Below are 18,310 nucleotides of genomic sequence, written 5' to 3'. Positions count from 1 at the left end.
ACTCTCACCTCCTCCTAAACTAAGAGTCTTCTACCATTGACATCATAAAAGCAGTTGCTTCTTCAATTGTCTCAAATAATGTTTCTCTTTCTTCTTGCACATGAGTTACTTTAATTCTCCATTGTTTTTTTCCTGTTTCTTTTTCAACAGCTGCTAGTTGAAAGCGAACGACGAAGGATGCAATTTGTAATGATTCCATTAGCCTCCCCCTATCCTGCTAGGTTTTCTTTTTTCTTAGCAGATTCCAGTTTTCTTCGTTTCCAGGTGAATTTCCTTAGCGTTCCCACAATACCTAATGGGAAGAAAATGACAACTAGAATATAAATAATGCCAAAGAAAATAATCCAACGCTCAAATATCCAATGTTCTTTTGCCAGTTCTGTTAACCCATCATGGGCAAATTCAATTAATCCTGCTCCAATAATGGCACCAACTAAGGTACCAACACCACCTATGATTGTCATTAATAAAGCATCTAAGGTTATATCCATCGTGAATACGCTCGTATTCACATATCGAAGGGACATTGCATAAAAGATACCCGCTATTCCCGCTAAAACACCAGAAACAACACTAGCGGCAATTTTATAATGTAACACTTGATAACCTAAAGACTCTGTTCGTTGCTCATTTTCTCGAATCGCCTGTAAAACTCTCCCAAGCGGGGAATTCGTGAAGCGTTTTAGAATCATAAATATAGCTATCATGGAGACTAAACATATGATGTAAAAATTGGTCCGATCAATAAAAATCTCCGGTACCCGAAACGTAAATCCATCATTTCCGAACGTCAATGTCCGCCACTTTTCCGCTAATACTAAAAATAAACCCGCCAATGCCATGGTTAGCATCGCATAAAAATGACTTTTCAACCTTAGAGTAAGCAAACCAACAATAAAACTAACGATTGCAGTAATTAAAATGGTGGCCAGTACGGCATAAATGAAATGAAGCATAGTAGGTTCAAAACGCTTCATGAATATCCCAATCGAGTAGGCCCCGATACCAAAAAACATCGCATGACCAAAGGAAACAATTCCAGTGAAGCCCAATAATAAATCATAGCTCATCGCAAGGATGGCAAATACAAAAATTTGAGTTAAGAGAATTAGCATATTCCTTGATTCGTAGACGAAGGGAAGAAGAAGCAAAAAAGCAGCAATGATCAGATAAAAAGCATTCATACGATTATTTACAACCCACTTCATACCCTCACCCCTTTCCGCCAAAAAGTCCCTGTGGCTTAACGATTAACACAACGGCCATTAAAAGCATATTTACTGCTAAGGATAATTCCGGTACATAATACGCCATGAACGAACCAGACAAACCCACCAAAATAGCGGCCATAACAGATCCAGTGAAATTTCCCATCCCGCCAATAACAACCACAATAAAAGCTAATATCGCAAATTCCATCCCCATGCCAGCGTGGATAACTCCTGAGTAAGGTCCAAAAAGCACTCCGCCTAATGCAGCCATTCCAGAACCAATCATAAAAACAAACATAAATACTTTCTTAATATTAATGCCCAACGCCTGAACCATTTCCTTATTCATAACTCCAGCCCGGACTACCAGACCTATTTTCGTATTTTTCAGCAAGAATTGTACGCCTGCAAAAACGAGCAGCCCAACAACGATAATAAATACTCGATACTTAATGATAATCATGTCGCCAATCTCCCAGCTGCCTCTCAAATATTCAGGAGGGTTGGCTGTTAATTGATTAGGTCCCCATATGACTTTTAACATTTCTGATAGAACCAGCATTAAGCCAAGTGTGATTAAAATTTGCTGAACGTGATTGCCGTAAACTGGCTTAATAATCCACTTTTCAGTGATAATCCCCAGTGAAAAACCGGTTAGAATGGCCCCAATGATACCAAAAAGAAAGCTCCCAGTCGTAGTATAAATCCAGATCCCACTATAAGCTCCCCAAGCAAACAATCCGCCATGAGCAAAGTTAAGCACATCCATGAGTCCAAAAATCAGCGTCAAGCCTGCTGCTAATAAGAAAATGAGCATGCCTGTTGCAAGTCCATTTAACGTCAAATTGAACAATAGCTCCATTCAACTCTAGCCTCCTTCCCTAAGCAATTCCCAAGTACTTTCGTTTCATTTCCTCATCCTCTTTTAACTGTTTCATTGGTCCAGCGCTTACCGTTCTTCCATCATCGATAATATAAAAGTAATCACCGATGGTACTGGCCATCATGAAGTTTTGTTCCACTAAGACGATCGTGGTTTGGTCCTTCATTTGAAGGATCGATTCCATTACCTTCTCGACAACAATAGGGGCCAACCCCTTACTAGGCTCATCAATTAATAACAATTGGTTATCATTTACATAGGCTCTGGCGATAGAAAGCATTTGTTTTTGACCGCCGCTCAATAACCCGCCAGGTTTTTTCCAAAACTTTTTTAAGTCAGGGAACAAATTTAAGATATATTCAAGCCGCTTATTTGTTTCTTCATTTTCCTTTTGAATGGCTACTTTCATATTCTCTTCGACTGTCAAACCAGCAAAAATACCTTGGTCTTCCGGAACATATCCTATTCCCTTTTGGGCTATGGTATATGTCGGTAGGGAATGGATTTCTTCTCCTTTAAAAACAATACTTCCTTTTGAAGCTGGATTTAGACCCATGATGGTCCGTAATGTTGTCGTTTTTCCGGCGCCATTTCTACCGAGCAGTACTGTTACCTCACCTTTTTTCACTTCAAGAGTAACACCTTGTAAAATATGATATTGTCCAATATACGTCTCGATATTATTAAGCTTCAGCAGCTCGCTCATACGCTGACACCTCCTAAATAGGCAGATTGTACCGTTTCATTTTTCATAATCTCTTCAGGTGTTCCGTCCGCCAACAGCCTGCCATTAAATAACACCATGACAGAATCTGATAAGTCTAAAATCATATCCATCTTGTGCTCTATTAAAATAATCGTTCGATTCCCTTGTTCTTTTATTCTTTTGATCACTTCTAATATCGCAGGAACATCCTCTAATGACATACCTGCCGTCGGTTCATCTAATAAAAGGACCTCCGTTTCAAGTGCAAGCAGCATAGCCATTTCGAGCTTTCTCTTTTCTCCATGTGCCAAATTGATGGCAAAAGAGTCGACTTTATCGTCTAAAAGCACCAGCCTTAGCCACTCTAGGGCCTTTTCTTCAAATTCACGATATTTTTTATAGTGGAATAGCATTTGATAGCGAACTCCGGCGTGAGATTGAACGGCAAGCCTTACGTTTTCAAGGACAGTTAGATTAGGAAATACATTTGTAATTTGAAACGAACGTCCAATCCCTTCTCTCGTTCGTTTCGTTGAGGAAAATTTTGTGATATCCTTTCCCCGAAAATATATTTTTCCATTCGTAGGCGCCAGTTGACCGCTTAAAAGATTAAAGAATGTTGTTTTTCCGGCGCCATTTGGTCCAATGATCGATTTAAAGTGTTTTTCTGGAACTGAAATGCTGACGGAATCCACTGCGGTATGTCCCCCAAAGGTTATCGATAAATTTTCTGTTTCGATTAAGGTTGTCATGCTTTCACCACCGATCTTGTAGATAGAAATAAGGAAGAGGGTGACCAATATAACAGGTCATACCCTCATACTTTTTAGGCTGTGCTTTGATTCGGGCTGTTGATTTCCGCTCCACAAAGGAAAGCTTCTTTGAATAATCACCGCAGGGACAGGCGGTCTTTGCCTGTCACGAGGCACTTCGCTTTCCGCGGGCGGTCCGGTGAGCCTCCTCGGCGCTAAAGCGCCTGTGGGGTCTCACCAGACCCGTCCTCCCGCAGGAGTCTTCGTGCCTTCCGCTCCAATCAACAGTGTGCCTTAATTAGCATTTAGCTTCGATACAGTGATTATTGACGAACACCTTCCTAATTACGTACTGGAGGTGCGGTTTCTTCTGGTGTTAGTTCTCGCATGAGGACTGGTACTGGGTATGGTACGCCATCTTTCTTTTCGAGTTTGATGGCATATAGTACTTGAAGGGCCTGGTGGTCGTCTGCGCGATAGGTCATTTTTCCTTTTGGTGTTTCGAAGCTCATGCCTTCCATTGTTTCAATTAGTTTATCCGCATCCGCATCACCTTTTGTTTTCTTCAGAGCTTCCACGATTGAAATGGCAGCACTCATACCACCTGGCGTAAATAAGTCAGGGACATCTCCGTTGAATCGTTTCTTATGTTCAGTGACGAGCCAATCATTAATTTTATTTTTAGGAAGATCATGATAATAAACAGTGAAGCCTTCCATGCCAACAAGCGGCTCCATTGTAGCTAAAGCTGCAATATCCGGAGCACCTGTAGAAATTTTGATTCCTTTATCTTGAACCTTCATATCAGAAATTTGTTTCCAAGGAGAGTTAGCACCCGCCCAAACAACAAATAAATAATCAGGCTTTGCGTCAATAATTTTTTGAATGTTGGATGTAAAGTCCGTAGCAGCAGGGTCTGCATACTCTTCTAATACAATATCTGCACCAAGTTTTTCAGCTGCTTCTTTAAAGGCTGCAACTCCGTCACGTCCAAATGAATAATCAGGAGCAAGAGTAGCAATTTTTACGCCTTTACCTGCAATCGCTGCTGCCCCGGCAACGGCATCTTGTGAAGAATTTCGCGCTGAACGGAAAATGTACTTATTAAATTCTGATCCTGTAATACTATCGGCAGCAGCAGGTTCAACGATCATAATCTTTTGATATTCTTCAGCAAGAGGAAGTACTGCTAATGTATCTGCAGAGCTGGATGATCCAACTAAGAAGTCAACTTCATCTTCTTCTAAAAGCTTGGTTGCTTTTTGGACAGCAACTTCTGGCTTTGTTTCTGTATCCTCAACCACAAACTCAATTTTTATTCCAGCAACTTCCATTGTTCCTTCCGTTGCATAATCAAGTCCAAGCTCAAAACCTCTTAACGTTTGTTTACCATAGGATTCTAAGGCACCAGTTGTTGAGGCCAGTACACCAATTTTAATTGGCTCCTTATTCTCGGCCTTTTCTCCCTTACCACTTGTATCTCCCTCAGTCTTGTCTGAGCTGCATGCTGTAGCAAAAATCATGATAAAAATAAGAAATCCTAACAAAACCCCTTTTCCACGAAAAGCCTTCACTTCTTTTCCCCCTTGTAATTTAAAATAAAAACATGCAAAGCTTTGAGTTAATAATAGAAAAGTAGAGTTACAGAGAAGTTACAAGGCGTGGAATGCGCTCTGGAGAAGTCAGACTAAGACAAAAAAAAACAGCCCTGTATTAAGGCTGCTCGATTGGATCAATATACTTTTCTGATTCAAGTATCATGTCGTGCATTTGTTTTGTTGGCTCTAGAGGAGAAACTCCAAGCTCTTCTTCTAATATCACCTTGCATTTTTGATACCATTTCATTGCCTGTGGACGATTGTTTTTACGATAAAAACAATACATTAACAATCGATAGGCTTCTTCCCACGTACGGTCGCGCTTTAGTATTTTTTCACACCAATAGATAGCATGATCATATTTCTCTTGACGGACCATTATTTGAGCGATTCTTTCAGCAGCTCGTAAGAAATAAACTAACATACTCTCTCGTTTACTAATACACCAATCATCATATCTTCGTTCTGGCAGGTATTCCCCTTGATAAAGTTTTAAGCCTTTTTCCAAAAGAGATATAACCTTCTCTTGGGATGTTTCATTTAGCCCATTCTGAATCAATGTCTGAAATTGAGTTGTATCTAGTTCAATTTTTGCATGAGGATTTAATCCATAAAACATTCCTTCTCTGATAATAAAAAAAGGGGCTGCCCTGGCCTTCCGCATTGGCTCTAGAACATGATGAAGACTATTTAATGCAACTTTAAAATCACGGTCTGCATTTTTAGTATCTTGATTTGGCCAAAGAATTTGGAATATCTCTTCTTTGGAAATCAGTTCGTTAACGGTAATAAAGAGCTGAAACAATTCCTTGCCTTTTTCGCGCTGCCAATCTTTTTCAGCTACTTCCTTATCCCCAAGCCAAATTTTAAATTGTCCCAGTGTTTGAACTCTGATCGAATAGCCAGGATGTGAATCCAATCCAGTAATCCCCATATCCTGAAGGATTTTTACCGCATATGACCTTTGAATATTCCCTTTTGCACACTGTATTAATAACGGAACGACCATTTGTAAATCCCTTGGGCTAAATAATGACACATTATGGAAAAAGAACTCAAATTCATAGGTTTGAATCATATATAAAAACTTATCGATTGTCTGCCTAAACATATCTTCTTCTTTTTTTAGAAAGTAACTATAGGAGAGCCAGAAACTGGATAACATTTGTCCAAAAGAATCCTCGCACTGATAAAATAATTCCCTTGTTTTTTCTAAGTAATCTAGTCCATGTTCTACTCTATCGTTATAAATACAAGTAATCCCCATACATAGGCTGATAAGAGCGGAAAGCCAGATATCCTGTACCTTTTCCGTCTCTAGCAATGCTTTTTTTCCGGCGTCTAGGGCACGCTCGTATTCTCCTCTAGTTCCATACAGGATACAAAGCCCCATTAGAGGTTCGGCTTTTCCCCTTTCTACATTAAGCGTATCCATAATACCCAAAGCCGTATAGTAGCATTGTTCTGCTAAATCAGAGTCATATTTATTAAGAATTTGTACTGCATGCCCCATCCGAATCCAACCGCATGCCTCCACAAAGGGTGCTTTTAAACTAATACCTTGTTGAATGCCTGCCTGTGCTAAATCCTTTGCATTCAATCCTTCGCCCATAAAGGCTTCAATTAAGGACAATAGCAGATCTGTTTCTCGATGTGACTTCGGAAGAGCAGAACCATTTTTACCCAACAATTCAACCTTTTGGTTGTACAAAACCTTTTTTGCTTCCTCAAACCTGCCTGTTCTTAAATACAATCTTGCTTCAATATTTCCATCTAATATAGACGGGCTGGATTCTTTAGCCTTTTGCAGCCATTTTTCCGCGTTGGTTGATTTTCCAGCATTCAGAAGATTTTCAGAGAGCAAATAATATAGCTTCACCTTTTCCGCTTCTGGACTATTACTTTTTTCTCTTGCTTCAATCGCTTCATACAATAATCTTTCGGCTTGATGAGGCTGGATGGTATCTAAATAAATCTTTGCTTTACCCTCTAACGCCCTGCTCATCCCGAGATAATCATTCCTTTTCCCGGCCTCAAAGTAAGTTTTATCATAACATTTCTCTGCCTCTTGATATTGGGAGCGATACCTGAGGACCTCTGCTTTAAGAAACCAGAGAAGATAGTACGTATCCATCTCAAGAACAGGAACCAACATTAAATGATCAGACAGGCTTTTTAGCTTGCCGCCCTCAAGCATGTTAACACCCTGGTCCTGTAAAATGGATGCGATTGCTTTATAATGATTGATTTTTTTATAGTGATAGAGAGCCTCTTCCCACAAGGACTTTTTTTCATAGAATCTTGCACATTTCTCATGCAGCGCCGAATAGGCAGAGGGGTTATTTTTCAGGAAAGCGTTTTCTAAAAACTCCTTAAAAAGCGCATGGTAGCGATAATGCTTTAATCCAATCTTTTGGAAAAACAAATTTCTTTCCTTTAATTGCTCGAGCATGTTAGAAGCGCCATGAATTCCAATTACTTCATCGCAAAGCTCTTCTTCCATTACATCTAAAATGGATGTTTGCTCCAAAAATTGCTGAATGATTGGCGGCTGTTTTGAAAAGACTTCCATTACTAAGTAGTCGAATAAGTCCTGAAGTGAATAAGTAGAGTGTTCAAAGAGTGCGGAGATATCTCCAGTAAGTGGGATTTGCTGTGCAATCATACACAATGCGATAATCCAGCCTTCTGTTAATTGATAGATACTTTGTAAGTGTGTGGGTTCTATTTCCAGTCCATAAAGGTCGGTTAATAATAATTCCATTTCATCTATAGTGAGAACTAAATCTTCTCGGGTTATTTCTAGTAACTTCCCGTTAATCCTCATTTTCGTTAAATGCTTCCAGTTAGGTCGACTTCTGCTTGAGATCACTAAATGTAAATTAGCCGGAATATGCTGCAGTAATTTTTCAATCCAGCTGTTGATCGTATAGGAATGCTCGATTTGATGATAGTCATCCAAAATTAACGTGATATCAGAATCAACTTCTAAGATTTCATTTATAAACAAGGTGCATAAATAACTCAAATCTTCTTCCCGTATGTACCGGTCCATAGTTTCGATATGTTTTGCAATTTCCTGACCAAAATCAGGAACCAAAACTCTAATCGAATGAATGATATAGGAAAGGAATGGAAGGATGTCGTCATCCATGGATGAAATGGAGTACCAGCAGCCCGGGATTTTTTCATCCCTCATAAACAAAGCGAGTGCCGTACTTTTCCCAAAACCAGCACCCGAATGAATAATGGTCAAAGGGTACTCAGGTATTTTTTTCATTTTCCTAGTAAGAGTGGCACGCCTAATAAATTCATCTTTAATAACGGGGATTCGCAGTTTTGTTTGTATAATAGGCAGCTTCATTTATAATCCTCCTTTCTATTTTTTCAATTTTTAGTCTATTTTATCATATAATTAGCCTAAATGGCAGAAATAGGTTTTTTAAAAAGTTAAGCAGAGCTTATTCTTCATAAATCATCTTTTTCGTCATACCACCATCAACTACTAGATTAATCCCCGTTACAAAATTATTTTCTCTTGCTGTTAAATACAAACATGCCCTTGCAATGTCATCCGGCTTACCAACGCGTTTAGAAAAATGCTGATTATGATCAATGTCTGTTAATTGTGAGTAGTCACCTGTGTGAATCCAGCCAGGCGATATCGCATTTACAGTAATCCTGTCATTGCTTAGAGAGGAGGCTAAAGCATGCGTGATTGCCACAATTCCTCCCTTTGTTGCTGCATATCCCTCAGAATTTGGTTCAGACATGAGCGCTCGAGTCGAAGCAATGTTAACAATGGATCCTCCTTCTTGATTCTCACGCATATACTTTGCACCCTCACGCGAGCAGAGAAAGACACTTCTCAAATTGGTTTGGATAATATCATCCCATTCCTCCACAGTTACTTCATACAGTGATTTAAATAACCCTTTGCCGGCATTATTGATTAACACATCTATCCTACCGTAAGTCTTTTTTGCAGTTTCCATAAGGTTAATAATATCTTCTTCTTTTCTTACATCTGTTTTCACAAAAACGATATCCAACCCTATTTTTTTGAGTTCAGATTCTGTCTGAAGGCCTGCAGTTTCATCCACATCAGCAATCAAAACTTTTGCTCCATTTTCGGCATAAGCAGCTGCGATGCCGCGCCCAATTCCTTTTGCTGCCCCGGTTATAACGACTACCTTATTAATAAAATCCATGCAAATCCACCTCTTCAATCTGGTTTACATGTAGTTTAACTTATAAAGTGAATTAATTGGAAATAAAGTGGCGATTTTTTCTATGTAACAAAAATCACTTTCAAGAAAAACTAAGGAAACCTCTAAGAAAAGGAGAAAGGAATATGCCGGAAAAGTGCTTTTATTGTGTCAATGAAATCGAGGAAAAGCAACATCACTATGTTACTTTTTTAAGCTCAAATAACGAAAGAGATGAGATTCTTTGTGATGAGTGTTATCAGGAGTGGCTGCAAGGAGTAAAAGGGTAGTATTAATTTAACTAATAATTAAAGGGCCGATTCTTCTCGGCCCTAATTTGCTGTGCAATTATTAATTGTGAATATACTGCTTCCTGTATAGTCTATGCTAAGCAGTTTAGCTGTCATTTCAGGAAAAGTGGATTGAATGGATTGTTCAAGTGATCGACCTTTTCCTTTTTCACAAAAACATAAAACAGTTGGACCAGCACCACTTAAGGCGACACCGAAGGCTCCTTCAGTCTTAGCGAAGTTTTCTACATCACCGTAAAAAGGAATCAATGGTTTCCGATAGGGCTGATGAAAAAGGTCTTTTTCCATCATTTTACCCGCTAACTCCCAGTTTTGACTAAGAAGTGCTGCAACTAAAACATTAGAAATAGACGAAGATTGAATCGCATTTGAATACGAAAATTCTGTCGGCAGGACACCACGGGAATCCTTCGTTAATAAGCTTTCTTTGGGGATTACAGCAACCATTTCAAAAGAAACGTCTGTGATAGGGATAATATCCACCTCACCATGCTGATAACTGCCGATGACAAGACCCCCATATAAAGATGCACCGACGTTATCTGGATGACCCTCTATCTCTGTTGAGAGCAATAGCTTATCTTGTTTTGTTAATCCTAACTCACCGATGTAATCAGCAAGCTCTATTCCAGCAATAATAGCTGAAGCACTTGAACCGAGACCGCGTGCCAACGGAATGTCACTCTCAAGCTTTATTTTACAAGGGGGCAATTCCTTGCCATACTTTGCTGCTGTTTGAAGAGCAATTTGGCAGATAAAATGCTGTTCATCTGATGGGAGATCCTTTAATTCCTCGGCTGTGGAATAGAATTCCCATTTCTCATTTTTCTCTACTTCTAACGTTAAATAAAGTGTTAGTGCCACACCGATTGAATCAAAGCCCGGGCCAAGATTAGCAGAGCTCGCTGGAACTTTAATTACAAATTTCGAATCATTTAGTGTCATACGGTGACAACTCCCTTAATATGCTGTGTCACGGCAAGCTCGTCATTTGGCAATTTTTTCACATCTACCAAGCTGCTTTGAATAGCAGTATCCGGGTCTTTTAAGCCATTTCCGGTAAGAACAGCGACGATTTTTGATCCTTTTTCAATCTTGCCTTTTTGTATGGACTTCATCACACCAGCGATAGACGCACATGATGCTGGTTCAGCAAAGATTCCTTCAGAGGAGGCAATTTTTTTATAGGCGGCTATGATTTCATCATCACTGACTTCATCAAATAGACCATCGGATTCTTCGACTGCAGAAACAGCTAGATCCCAGCTGGCAGGATTTCCAATTCGTATCGCTGTTGCAATCGTTTCAGGATTTTCAAACACGGTATTATGAACAAGTGCTGCTGCTCCTGCTGCTTCAAATCCGTACATTTTCGGCAGTCCCGTCCCCTTGTGGGCTGCGTATTCTTTAAAGCCTTTCCAATAAGCACTAATGTTACCCGCGTTTCCAACAGGTATCGCTAGTATATCGGGTGCAAACCCTAGTTGATCGCATACTTCAAACGCCGCGGTTTTTTGTCCCTCTAAACGAAATGGATTAACAGAATTAACCAAAGTAATTAGTTCTTCCTTGCTAATATTACGGACCATTTGTAAGGCTTGGTCAAAATTTCCTTCGATTGAGATAATTTCAGCCCCGTACATCATCGCTTGTGCAAGCTTTCCTAATGCAATTTTACCTTCAGGAATAACAATAATACAGCGTAAACCTGCACGTGCTGCATATGCAGCGGCTGCGGCAGAAGTATTTCCGGTAGAAGCACAGATAACGGTTTTACTGCCGGATTCAACTGCCTTTGCTACAGCCATAACCATTCCGCGGTCTTTGAAAGAACCCGTTGGATTTGCTCCTTCAAGTTTAACGTAAAGCTCAACATCCAATTCCTTTGAAAGACGCTCTAACTTTACTAACGGGGTATTCCCTTCATTTAATGTTAAACCAGGTGTTTCATGACTCACTGGTAAAAATTCTTTATAAGCCTCAATCAATCCTGGCCATCTCATATTGATTTTCTCACCACTCTGTATGCACTTTTAACTTCTTTAACGGCTGGTAAATCATTTAATTCATAAAGGATTGCATCATAATTTGTGAGTGATGCTTTATGTGTCACTAAGACAATTTCAGATGTTTCGTTTTTCTTCACTGGAAGCTGTAGTATTTTTTCAAAGCTGACACCATACTTCGCAAAAATAGAGGTAAGTTCAGCAAATACACCAACCTCATCCTGTACATGGATTCTTAAGAAGTATTTAGAGTACTTTTCATTATCATCCTTTAAGCGCTTAGGATACTGTGGTGTAACCGCACTGCGTCCATTTACTCCAAGTCGTAGATTTTTCATTACCCCGACTAAATCTGAAACAACAGCTGTCGCAGTTGGCAGGCTTCCTGCGCCTGGTCCATAAAACATGGTTTCACCAACAGCTTCACCGTACACATAAACAGCGTTATACTCGTTTTGAACCGATGCCAAAGGATGGTTGTCAGATAAAAATGTAGGCTGTACACTTACTTCTACTTTTTCCCCTTCACGGTGAGCATATCCTAATAGTTTCATTGTATAGCCTAACTGTTTACCATATCGTAAATCTTCTTCTGTGATGTTGGATATTCCTTTAACCTGTACATCATCAAGCTCTATATTCATTGAAAATCCTAAAGTCGCTAAAATGGTCATTTTACGAGCGGCGTCTAACCCCTCAACGTCTGATGTTGGGTCAGCTTCTGCAAATCCCAGCTCTTGTGCCTCTTTCAAAACATCTTCATAATTTAACCCATCTTGGCTCATTTTTGTTAAAATAAAATTAGTAGTTCCATTTACAATACCCATCATTTGCGTAATCCGATCAGAGGCGAGACCATCAACCAGCCCTCTTAATATTGGAATACCTCCAGCTACACTGGCTTCATAAAACAAATCACAGCCGTTTTCAGAAGCAACAGTTAACAATTCTGATCCGTGAAGGGCCATTAAATCTTTGTTTGCCGTTACAACATGCTTTCCTTGACGGAGGGCACTAAGCAAATATTCCTTTGTTTCCTTGACCCCGCCCATCACTTCAATCACAACATCTATTTCAGGATCATGCAGGATATCTGATGGAGTAGACGTTAACAACGCTGGATCCACTTCAGACGGTCTTGTTTTATGTATATTTTGGACCAGGATTTTCTTGATGACAACAGGACAACCGACCTGGTGCATTAATTTATCTTGGTGATTTTTGATAATTTTTACAACCCCTGAACCAACTGTTCCTAAACCGAGTAACCCAATTTGGATTGCTTTCATTATTGAACCCTCCCGCTCTGTCTCCTACATACGTACAATTGTCTATATATAGTAGACATTATATTATTCTCTCAATATATTTACAATAGACTAATTTTTTTAAAAATTCAATGTAATCGCTTACTGCTGTACCAGTATTGGCCTCGCTTTTTAATAAAAATTTTTAAATTTGAATAATCGAAAAATTATTTTTTTTAACCCTTTACAATATTAAAGGTCTCCATGTAGAATATTCTTTAAATTCAGGTAAATACTCAAATTAAAAGTGATGATGAAGACGGCATTAAGAGAATGCTTCAGAGAGCCGGTGGCTGCTGTGAACCGGTGCAATTTCTTAAACTTTCGCCCAGCCCTTCTGAACTGGCAGACTGAAATTCAGTAGGAATGCCCGGGATACCCGTTAACCGATTGAGGCTGCGTATCTATTTGCAGCAAAAGAGGGTGGCACCACGTAGATCACGTCCCTCATAACAAGACAAATCTGTCCTGTTATGGGGGATTTTTTATTTATTATTTTTATACTAAGAGCTGAAAGGATGAGAATGACAATGTTTAAAGTATTAGTAACTGATGGCATTAGTGATACTGGTTTAAAAAGTTTGTTTGACCACCCTAATTTTATTGTAGAGCGTCAGCCTACATTAAAGTTCGAAGAGCTAAAGAATATTATTGGAGATTACGAGGCTTTAATTGTACGGAGCCAGACAAAAGTAAGTGCAGAACTGCTTCAATATGCTGACAAGCTTAAGGTAATTGCTAGAGCCGGTGTAGGGGTAGATAATATCGATGTGAATGCTGCAACAGGGAAAGGAATCATCGTCATAAATGCTCCTGGTGCCAACACGATCGCTGCTACAGAACATACCCTAGCGATGATGCTCTCTATGGCAAGGATGATTCCTCAAGCTCACAAAAAGACAGTTGGAGGAGAATGGGATCGAAATTCTTTCAAGGGAGTAGAATTATACAAAAAAACGCTTGGTGTCATTGGCATGGGTAAAATCGGAACGGAAGTAGCGAAGCGTGCGAAGAGCTTTGGCATGAATATCTTAGGTTACGATCCTTATTTAACAGAGGAAAGAGCCGAGAAACTTGGAATGAAAAAAGCTAGTCTCGATTTAATCGCACGTGAGTCAGATTTCATCACCATTCACACACCACTTACAAATGATACAAAAGGTTTAGTTAACGACGAATACTTAAGCAAGACTAAAAAGGGCGTACGATTTATCAACGTCGCACGAGGCGGAATTATTGATGAAAAGGCATTGGTACGGGCGATTCAAGCAGGCCACGTGGCAGGTGCAGCACTCGATGTTTTTGAAAAGGAACCAGTTGCCGACCCAGCATTGCTGGATAATCCAAATATTATTGTTACTCCACATTTAGGGGCTTCTACTGTAGAAGCACAGGAAAAAGTTGCACAAGAGGTTAGTGAAGAAATTATTGAAATCCTTGAAACGCAGTCCATCCGCAATGCGGTGAATATGCCGCAAATGTCAGGTGAAACCCAGCAAAAAATGCAGCCATACTTACTGCTTGGAGAACATGTGGGGCAGCTGGTGGTCCAACTATTAAAACATGCTCCTTCTAAAATCGAAATTAATTATTATGGAGATTTAATTGAAGAAGATACAGAACTATTAACTCGAACCATGATTAAAGGAATTCTTTCCTATCATTTAAGTGACTCCGTTAATTTGATTAATGCTCTTCATCTTTTAAAGGAGCAAGGTGTTTCCTATAATGTGCAAAAAAATGCCTCTAATAAAGGTTTCGCCAATTATATGGAGCTATCTATTACAAAAGGCTCTGAAACAGCTAAAATAGGTGCGACAGTCTTAAACGGCTATGGTGCCAGAATCGTGAAAATCAACGATTATCGTATTGATGTAAGACCTGAAAGCCATCTCTTACTTGTCAAACATCAGGACGTGCCTGGTATGATTGGTAAAGTTGGATCTCTTCTTGGGGACTATCAGATTAATATCGGAACGATGCAAGTAGGCAGAACCACTGTTGGAGGAGAAGCGATCATGGTGTTGACACTTGATAAGCAGCTTACTCCAGAGGTGATCCGCGCCCTTACACTCATTAATGGTTTAAACGAAGCACAATCTTTAGAGTTAGATAATGTTGATTCATTTTATCCAGGAAGACTTGAGTTAGAGAAAATTAAATAACTAATTGATGATGACCAAATCTGTTATGGATTTGGTCTTTTATATTTTGAGGGTTGAGGCTGAGGAGTGGTTCTAAGACCTATTCGTGCCCGTTCAAGCTGGAAAAGAGGTTAAACGGTAACGAATAAGAGCTATTCGTGCCCGTCCCAACTGGAAATGCGGTTCAACGGTAACGAATAGGAGCTATTCGTGTCGGTACTAACTGAAAAAGCGATTCAACTGTTACGAATAGAGGCTAATCTCGCTCGCTCAAGCTGGAACCAGGTTTCGACCACTAAAGTATCACTTCAGATGGAATCAGATCAACCAACTGAAGTCCGTTAAAGCAGAAAAAAGAGGGGGTGCTCAGCAATCCCTCTTAGTTTTTCTCGATTAATCCCCTCACATCAAGCACTGTATCGAGAATATAGTCTGCCTCGTACTTTTCAAAGTCACTTCTCGCATCTTTTCCTGATAGCCCTGTTAAAACCGCTGCAAACTGACAGCCCATTTTTCTCGCAGCCAGCAAGTCTGCCAACGAGTCACCCACCACTAGAACCTCTTCACCTTTTTCAATTGGCAGTGGTGTATTTAAACATGTCTCGACTGATGTTTTCCTTCCATTAAGACCCATAATGTATGTAAAAGGATGTGGTTTAGATAATGACTGTCTTTCAACAAGCTCATTTTCTGCTTTTAGGACATCATCGGCTGTGACAATATAATTTACATCAAAGAGTTTTAGCCAATCCAGATGGTGGAAGGGTTGAATCGTTTCAAGCTCAGGTCTCCCCGTTCCAATCCCGATCTTTACCCCAGATTCCTTAAGGAATGAAAAGAGAGCTTCTATCTCTGCTTTATCTGCCAATGTGGTTTCATTTGCTAAAAAACCTTTCTTTCCCAGCTGCACAGAACGTCTGCCAGTGGACTTTTCCACATTCTCATCGCCAACATACCATTCCTGACTGGTATGTTCACATACTGACCAAAGCGCGCTGATTCCACTAAAGATGGTTGTTTGAACCCCGAGCTGCACTGAAGCTAATTGATTTAGATAATTGAACAATTCCTGCTTTGTTTCCGTTGACTGTGCAAAATCGGAAATAAATCTATCGAAATCTATGTTAACCTCATATTTTTGTAATACCCTGCCCATTTCAAGAAGTACTTCTCTATCAATTGGTTCCTGCAGCCAACTATTGATTCTGTCATCCTCTTTTTCCTTTATTTGAGATAAAAGATGAATTAATTGATGACCAAAGGACAAATAAATCATATCCCAATTCGCATTAAGTCCTCTTGACTTCATTAGCTTAAGGACATCATCATTTTTTCCAAACACGTTTTCTCGAATAGTCTTAATTTCTGCTGCACTATAGTTTGTTTTGAATTTTTCAAGAGCCAATCCCAAATAATTATTGCTGATTAACAATTCCCAAACGGTTAAAGCTGATGCGTCAAAATAATGCTCCTCACTTAACAACACTCCATCCACGTCAAACAATACTGTTTTAATCATCTAACCGCCCCTTCTCCATTCCACTTTATTCCGTTATCGTAACACAGCGAAGACCTATATTTAAAGTAAATAATGATTGAAAAAACACTGTAACGCAAAAACAGCTTAACGATTTTTGTTAAGCTGTTCGTATATTTTATTCGCTATATTGACTGTATAAATCTTTTACCGATGCTATAAGCGCATTGACCGCTTTCCCCCGATATCCCTCTCTTATCATTTCAACGATTTCATCAATCCCATCCTGTAAGCTATGACCCTTTAAAATTTGTTGAATATATTCTCTCCCATGGTCAGTGGCAAGGGTGCAGGAGGACTGGATAATGACACCATATTTTTTATCAATCTCAACGGTAATCGTTAAAGTGTCAAATACACTTTGGGCTGCCATCCCCTGCGGCAGGCGGGCATGACCAGCGAGGAAATAGGTTTTTATTCCTGACATATTTCCACCTATCCTTTTATTAAAATCTCTTCAAATGGCCAGGCAGGCAGCATTTTTCGAAGTGGTTTATCCTCGCGGTAACCAAGCGCATATTCCCCCTGCATAATCGTATGAATTTCTCTAGTCCCTTCATAAATAACGGGAGCTTTTGCATTCCGTAAATAGCGCTCAACCGGAAATTCATTAGAGAAACCGTATGCACCGTGTATTTGCACAGCATCGTTGGCTGCTTCATAGGCGGCATCGCAGGAAATCCATTTTGCCAATGAAGTTTCCTGCGTGTTGCGTTTACCGCGGTTTTTTAACCAGCCAGCTTTAAAGACTAACAGGCGGGAAATCTCAAGGTTTGCATACATTTTTGCGATCATTTGCTGGACAAGCTGATGTCTTCCGATTTCTTTGCCAAATGTTTTTCGTTCTTCACAGTATTTTACACTTGCCTCAAGCGATGCCATGATTGTCCCACATGCCCCTGCAGCAACAGTAAACCGTCCGTTATCAAGCGCAGCCATGGCAATTTTAAAGCCCTCGCCTTCATATCCAAGCATATTCTCTGAGGGAACCCGAACATTGTCTAAAAATACTTCCCCCGTATTCCCTGCGCGGATGCCGAGCTTTCCTTTAATCGCTTTTGTCGACACGCCTGGGAAGGATCGTTCAACAATAAAGCAGGAGATCCCTTTATGCTTCGCTCCCGGATTCGTTTTGGCGAAAATCAAGAAATGGTCGGCAACGTCACATAAGGAAATCCATGTTTTCGAGCCATTTAATAGATAGTCATCTCCGTCTTTTACAGCCGTAGTCTCCATTGCCGCTACATCAGAGCCAGCGTTTGGTTCTGTGAGTCCAAATGCCCCTATTTTTTCACCCTTAGCCTGGGTAACAAGATACTTTTGTTTCTGTTCCTCTGTTCCCCATTGCAATAGCGTCATGCTGTTTAAGCCGGTATGAACAGAAACCGCGGTACGGAAGGCAGTGTCCCCCCGCTCTAATTCCTCGCAAATGATAGCTAGCGTATTATAATCCATACCAACACCGCCATATTTCTCAGGGATACATACACCCATAAGCTGTATATCGGCTAAGCGCTTTAAAATATTGGTTTCAAAATGTCCCTTCTCATCCCACTCCTTAATAAAAGGAATAATTTCACGATCAACAAATGATCGAACAACCTTCCTTACACTTTTCTGTTCTTCGGTATATGAAAAATTCATTGT

General features: G+C 39.9%; 17 protein-coding genes. 3 read left to right on the top strand and 14 right to left on the bottom strand.

Annotated features, from left to right (window positions below; genetic code table 11):
* Positions 1 to 19: 19 nt before the first annotated feature.
* From QFZ31_RS26505 to QFZ31_RS26470, 8 genes are all read right to left on the bottom strand, one after another.
* Positions 20 to 199, bottom strand: coding sequence for a hypothetical protein (locus QFZ31_RS26505; protein ID WP_307308891.1), 180 nt, complete (start codon positions 197 to 199; stop codon positions 20 to 22).
* 10 nt (positions 200 to 209) lie between these two features.
* On the bottom strand, positions 210 to 1,208 hold the full coding sequence (locus QFZ31_RS26500; protein ID WP_307308889.1) for a branched-chain amino acid ABC transporter permease: 999 nt from the start codon (positions 1,206 to 1,208) through the stop codon (positions 210 to 212).
* A gap of 4 nt (positions 1,209 to 1,212) precedes the next feature.
* The gene (locus QFZ31_RS26495; protein WP_307308886.1) at positions 1,213 to 2,073 is read right to left on the bottom strand and encodes a branched-chain amino acid ABC transporter permease; all 861 of its coding nucleotides are present in this window, start codon (positions 2,071 to 2,073) and stop codon (positions 1,213 to 1,215) included.
* 19 nt (positions 2,074 to 2,092) lie between these two features.
* Positions 2,093 to 2,800: an ABC transporter ATP-binding protein gene (locus QFZ31_RS26490; protein WP_307308883.1), complete on the bottom strand. Its 708-nt coding sequence runs from the start codon at positions 2,798 to 2,800 to the stop codon at positions 2,093 to 2,095.
* Entirely contained in the window at positions 2,797 to 3,552 is a 756-nt protein-coding gene (locus QFZ31_RS26485) for an ABC transporter ATP-binding protein (protein ID WP_307308880.1), read from the bottom strand. Before QFZ31_RS26485 ends, QFZ31_RS26490 begins: the two co-directional genes overlap by 4 nt.
* Before the next feature lie 341 nt (positions 3,553 to 3,893).
* Positions 3,894 to 5,075 carry a substrate-binding domain-containing protein gene (locus QFZ31_RS26480; RefSeq protein WP_307311808.1) on the bottom strand — a complete coding sequence of 394 codons (1,182 nt, stop codon included), beginning with the start codon at positions 5,073 to 5,075 and terminating at the stop codon, positions 3,894 to 3,896.
* 190 nt (positions 5,076 to 5,265) lie between these two features.
* The gene (locus QFZ31_RS26475; RefSeq protein WP_307308876.1) at positions 5,266 to 8,514 is read right to left on the bottom strand and encodes a BTAD domain-containing putative transcriptional regulator; all 3,249 of its coding nucleotides are present in this window, start codon (positions 8,512 to 8,514) and stop codon (positions 5,266 to 5,268) included.
* A 97-nt stretch (positions 8,515 to 8,611) separates the two neighbouring features.
* Positions 8,612 to 9,361 carry a glucose 1-dehydrogenase gene (locus QFZ31_RS26470; RefSeq protein ID WP_307308874.1) on the bottom strand — a complete coding sequence of 250 codons (750 nt, stop codon included), beginning with the start codon at positions 9,359 to 9,361 and terminating at the stop codon, positions 8,612 to 8,614.
* A gap of 143 nt (positions 9,362 to 9,504) precedes the next feature.
* Here QFZ31_RS26470 and QFZ31_RS26465 point away from each other — a divergent pair, with 143 nt between their 5' ends.
* Positions 9,505 to 9,648, top strand: coding sequence for a hypothetical protein (locus QFZ31_RS26465; RefSeq protein WP_306075873.1), 144 nt, complete (start codon positions 9,505 to 9,507; stop codon positions 9,646 to 9,648).
* 42 nt (positions 9,649 to 9,690) lie between these two features.
* Here the strand turns inward: QFZ31_RS26465 and thrB are convergent, their stop codons facing one another.
* Genes thrB through QFZ31_RS26450 form a run of 3 tightly spaced genes read right to left on the bottom strand, consistent with a single transcriptional unit; the run spans position 9,691 to position 12,964 of the window.
* Positions 9,691 to 10,614 carry a homoserine kinase gene (gene thrB, locus QFZ31_RS26460; protein WP_307308869.1) on the bottom strand — a complete coding sequence of 308 codons (924 nt, stop codon included), beginning with the start codon at positions 10,612 to 10,614 and terminating at the stop codon, positions 9,691 to 9,693.
* Positions 10,611 to 11,672, bottom strand: coding sequence for a threonine synthase (thrC, locus tag QFZ31_RS26455; RefSeq protein ID WP_307308866.1), 1,062 nt, complete (start codon positions 11,670 to 11,672; stop codon positions 10,611 to 10,613). The genes thrB and thrC overlap by 4 nt, the downstream gene beginning before the upstream one ends.
* Complete coding sequence (locus tag QFZ31_RS26450) at positions 11,669 to 12,964, bottom strand: homoserine dehydrogenase (protein WP_307308864.1); 1,296 nt, start codon at positions 12,962 to 12,964, stop codon at positions 11,669 to 11,671. The genes thrC and QFZ31_RS26450 overlap by 4 nt, the downstream gene beginning before the upstream one ends.
* 548 nt (positions 12,965 to 13,512) lie before the next feature.
* Here QFZ31_RS26450 and serA point away from each other — a divergent pair.
* A complete protein-coding gene (serA, locus tag QFZ31_RS26445) occupies positions 13,513 to 15,147 on the top strand; it encodes a phosphoglycerate dehydrogenase (RefSeq protein WP_179595421.1) in 1,635 nt (544 codons plus the stop codon).
* A 189-nt stretch (positions 15,148 to 15,336) separates the two neighbouring features.
* A complete protein-coding gene (locus QFZ31_RS26440) occupies positions 15,337 to 15,471 on the top strand; it encodes a hypothetical protein (protein ID WP_307308860.1) in 135 nt (44 codons plus the stop codon).
* A 34-nt stretch (positions 15,472 to 15,505) separates the two neighbouring features.
* On the opposite strand, the gene QFZ31_RS26435 is transcribed toward QFZ31_RS26440, so the two are convergent.
* From QFZ31_RS26435 to QFZ31_RS26425, 3 genes are all read right to left on the bottom strand, one after another.
* The gene (locus QFZ31_RS26435; protein WP_307308858.1) at positions 15,506 to 16,645 is read right to left on the bottom strand and encodes an HAD family hydrolase; all 1,140 of its coding nucleotides are present in this window, start codon (positions 16,643 to 16,645) and stop codon (positions 15,506 to 15,508) included.
* A 136-nt stretch (positions 16,646 to 16,781) separates the two neighbouring features.
* Positions 16,782 to 17,081: a DUF3870 domain-containing protein gene (locus QFZ31_RS26430; protein WP_307311806.1), complete on the bottom strand. Its 300-nt coding sequence runs from the start codon at positions 17,079 to 17,081 to the stop codon at positions 16,782 to 16,784.
* Positions 17,082 to 17,098: 17 nt separating this feature from the next.
* Positions 17,099 to 18,307, bottom strand: coding sequence for an acyl-CoA dehydrogenase family protein (locus tag QFZ31_RS26425; RefSeq protein WP_307308855.1), 1,209 nt, complete (start codon positions 18,305 to 18,307; stop codon positions 17,099 to 17,101).
* Between the last annotated feature and the right edge of the window lie 3 nt (positions 18,308 to 18,310).

The organism is Neobacillus niacini, from assembly GCF_030817595.1.
In the GTDB taxonomy this organism is placed as follows: Bacteria; Bacillota; Bacilli; order Bacillales; family Cytobacillaceae; genus Neobacillus; species Neobacillus niacini_G.
Note: the sequence above shows the minus strand (reverse complement) of the source record. Positions and strands in the feature narration are given on the sequence as shown.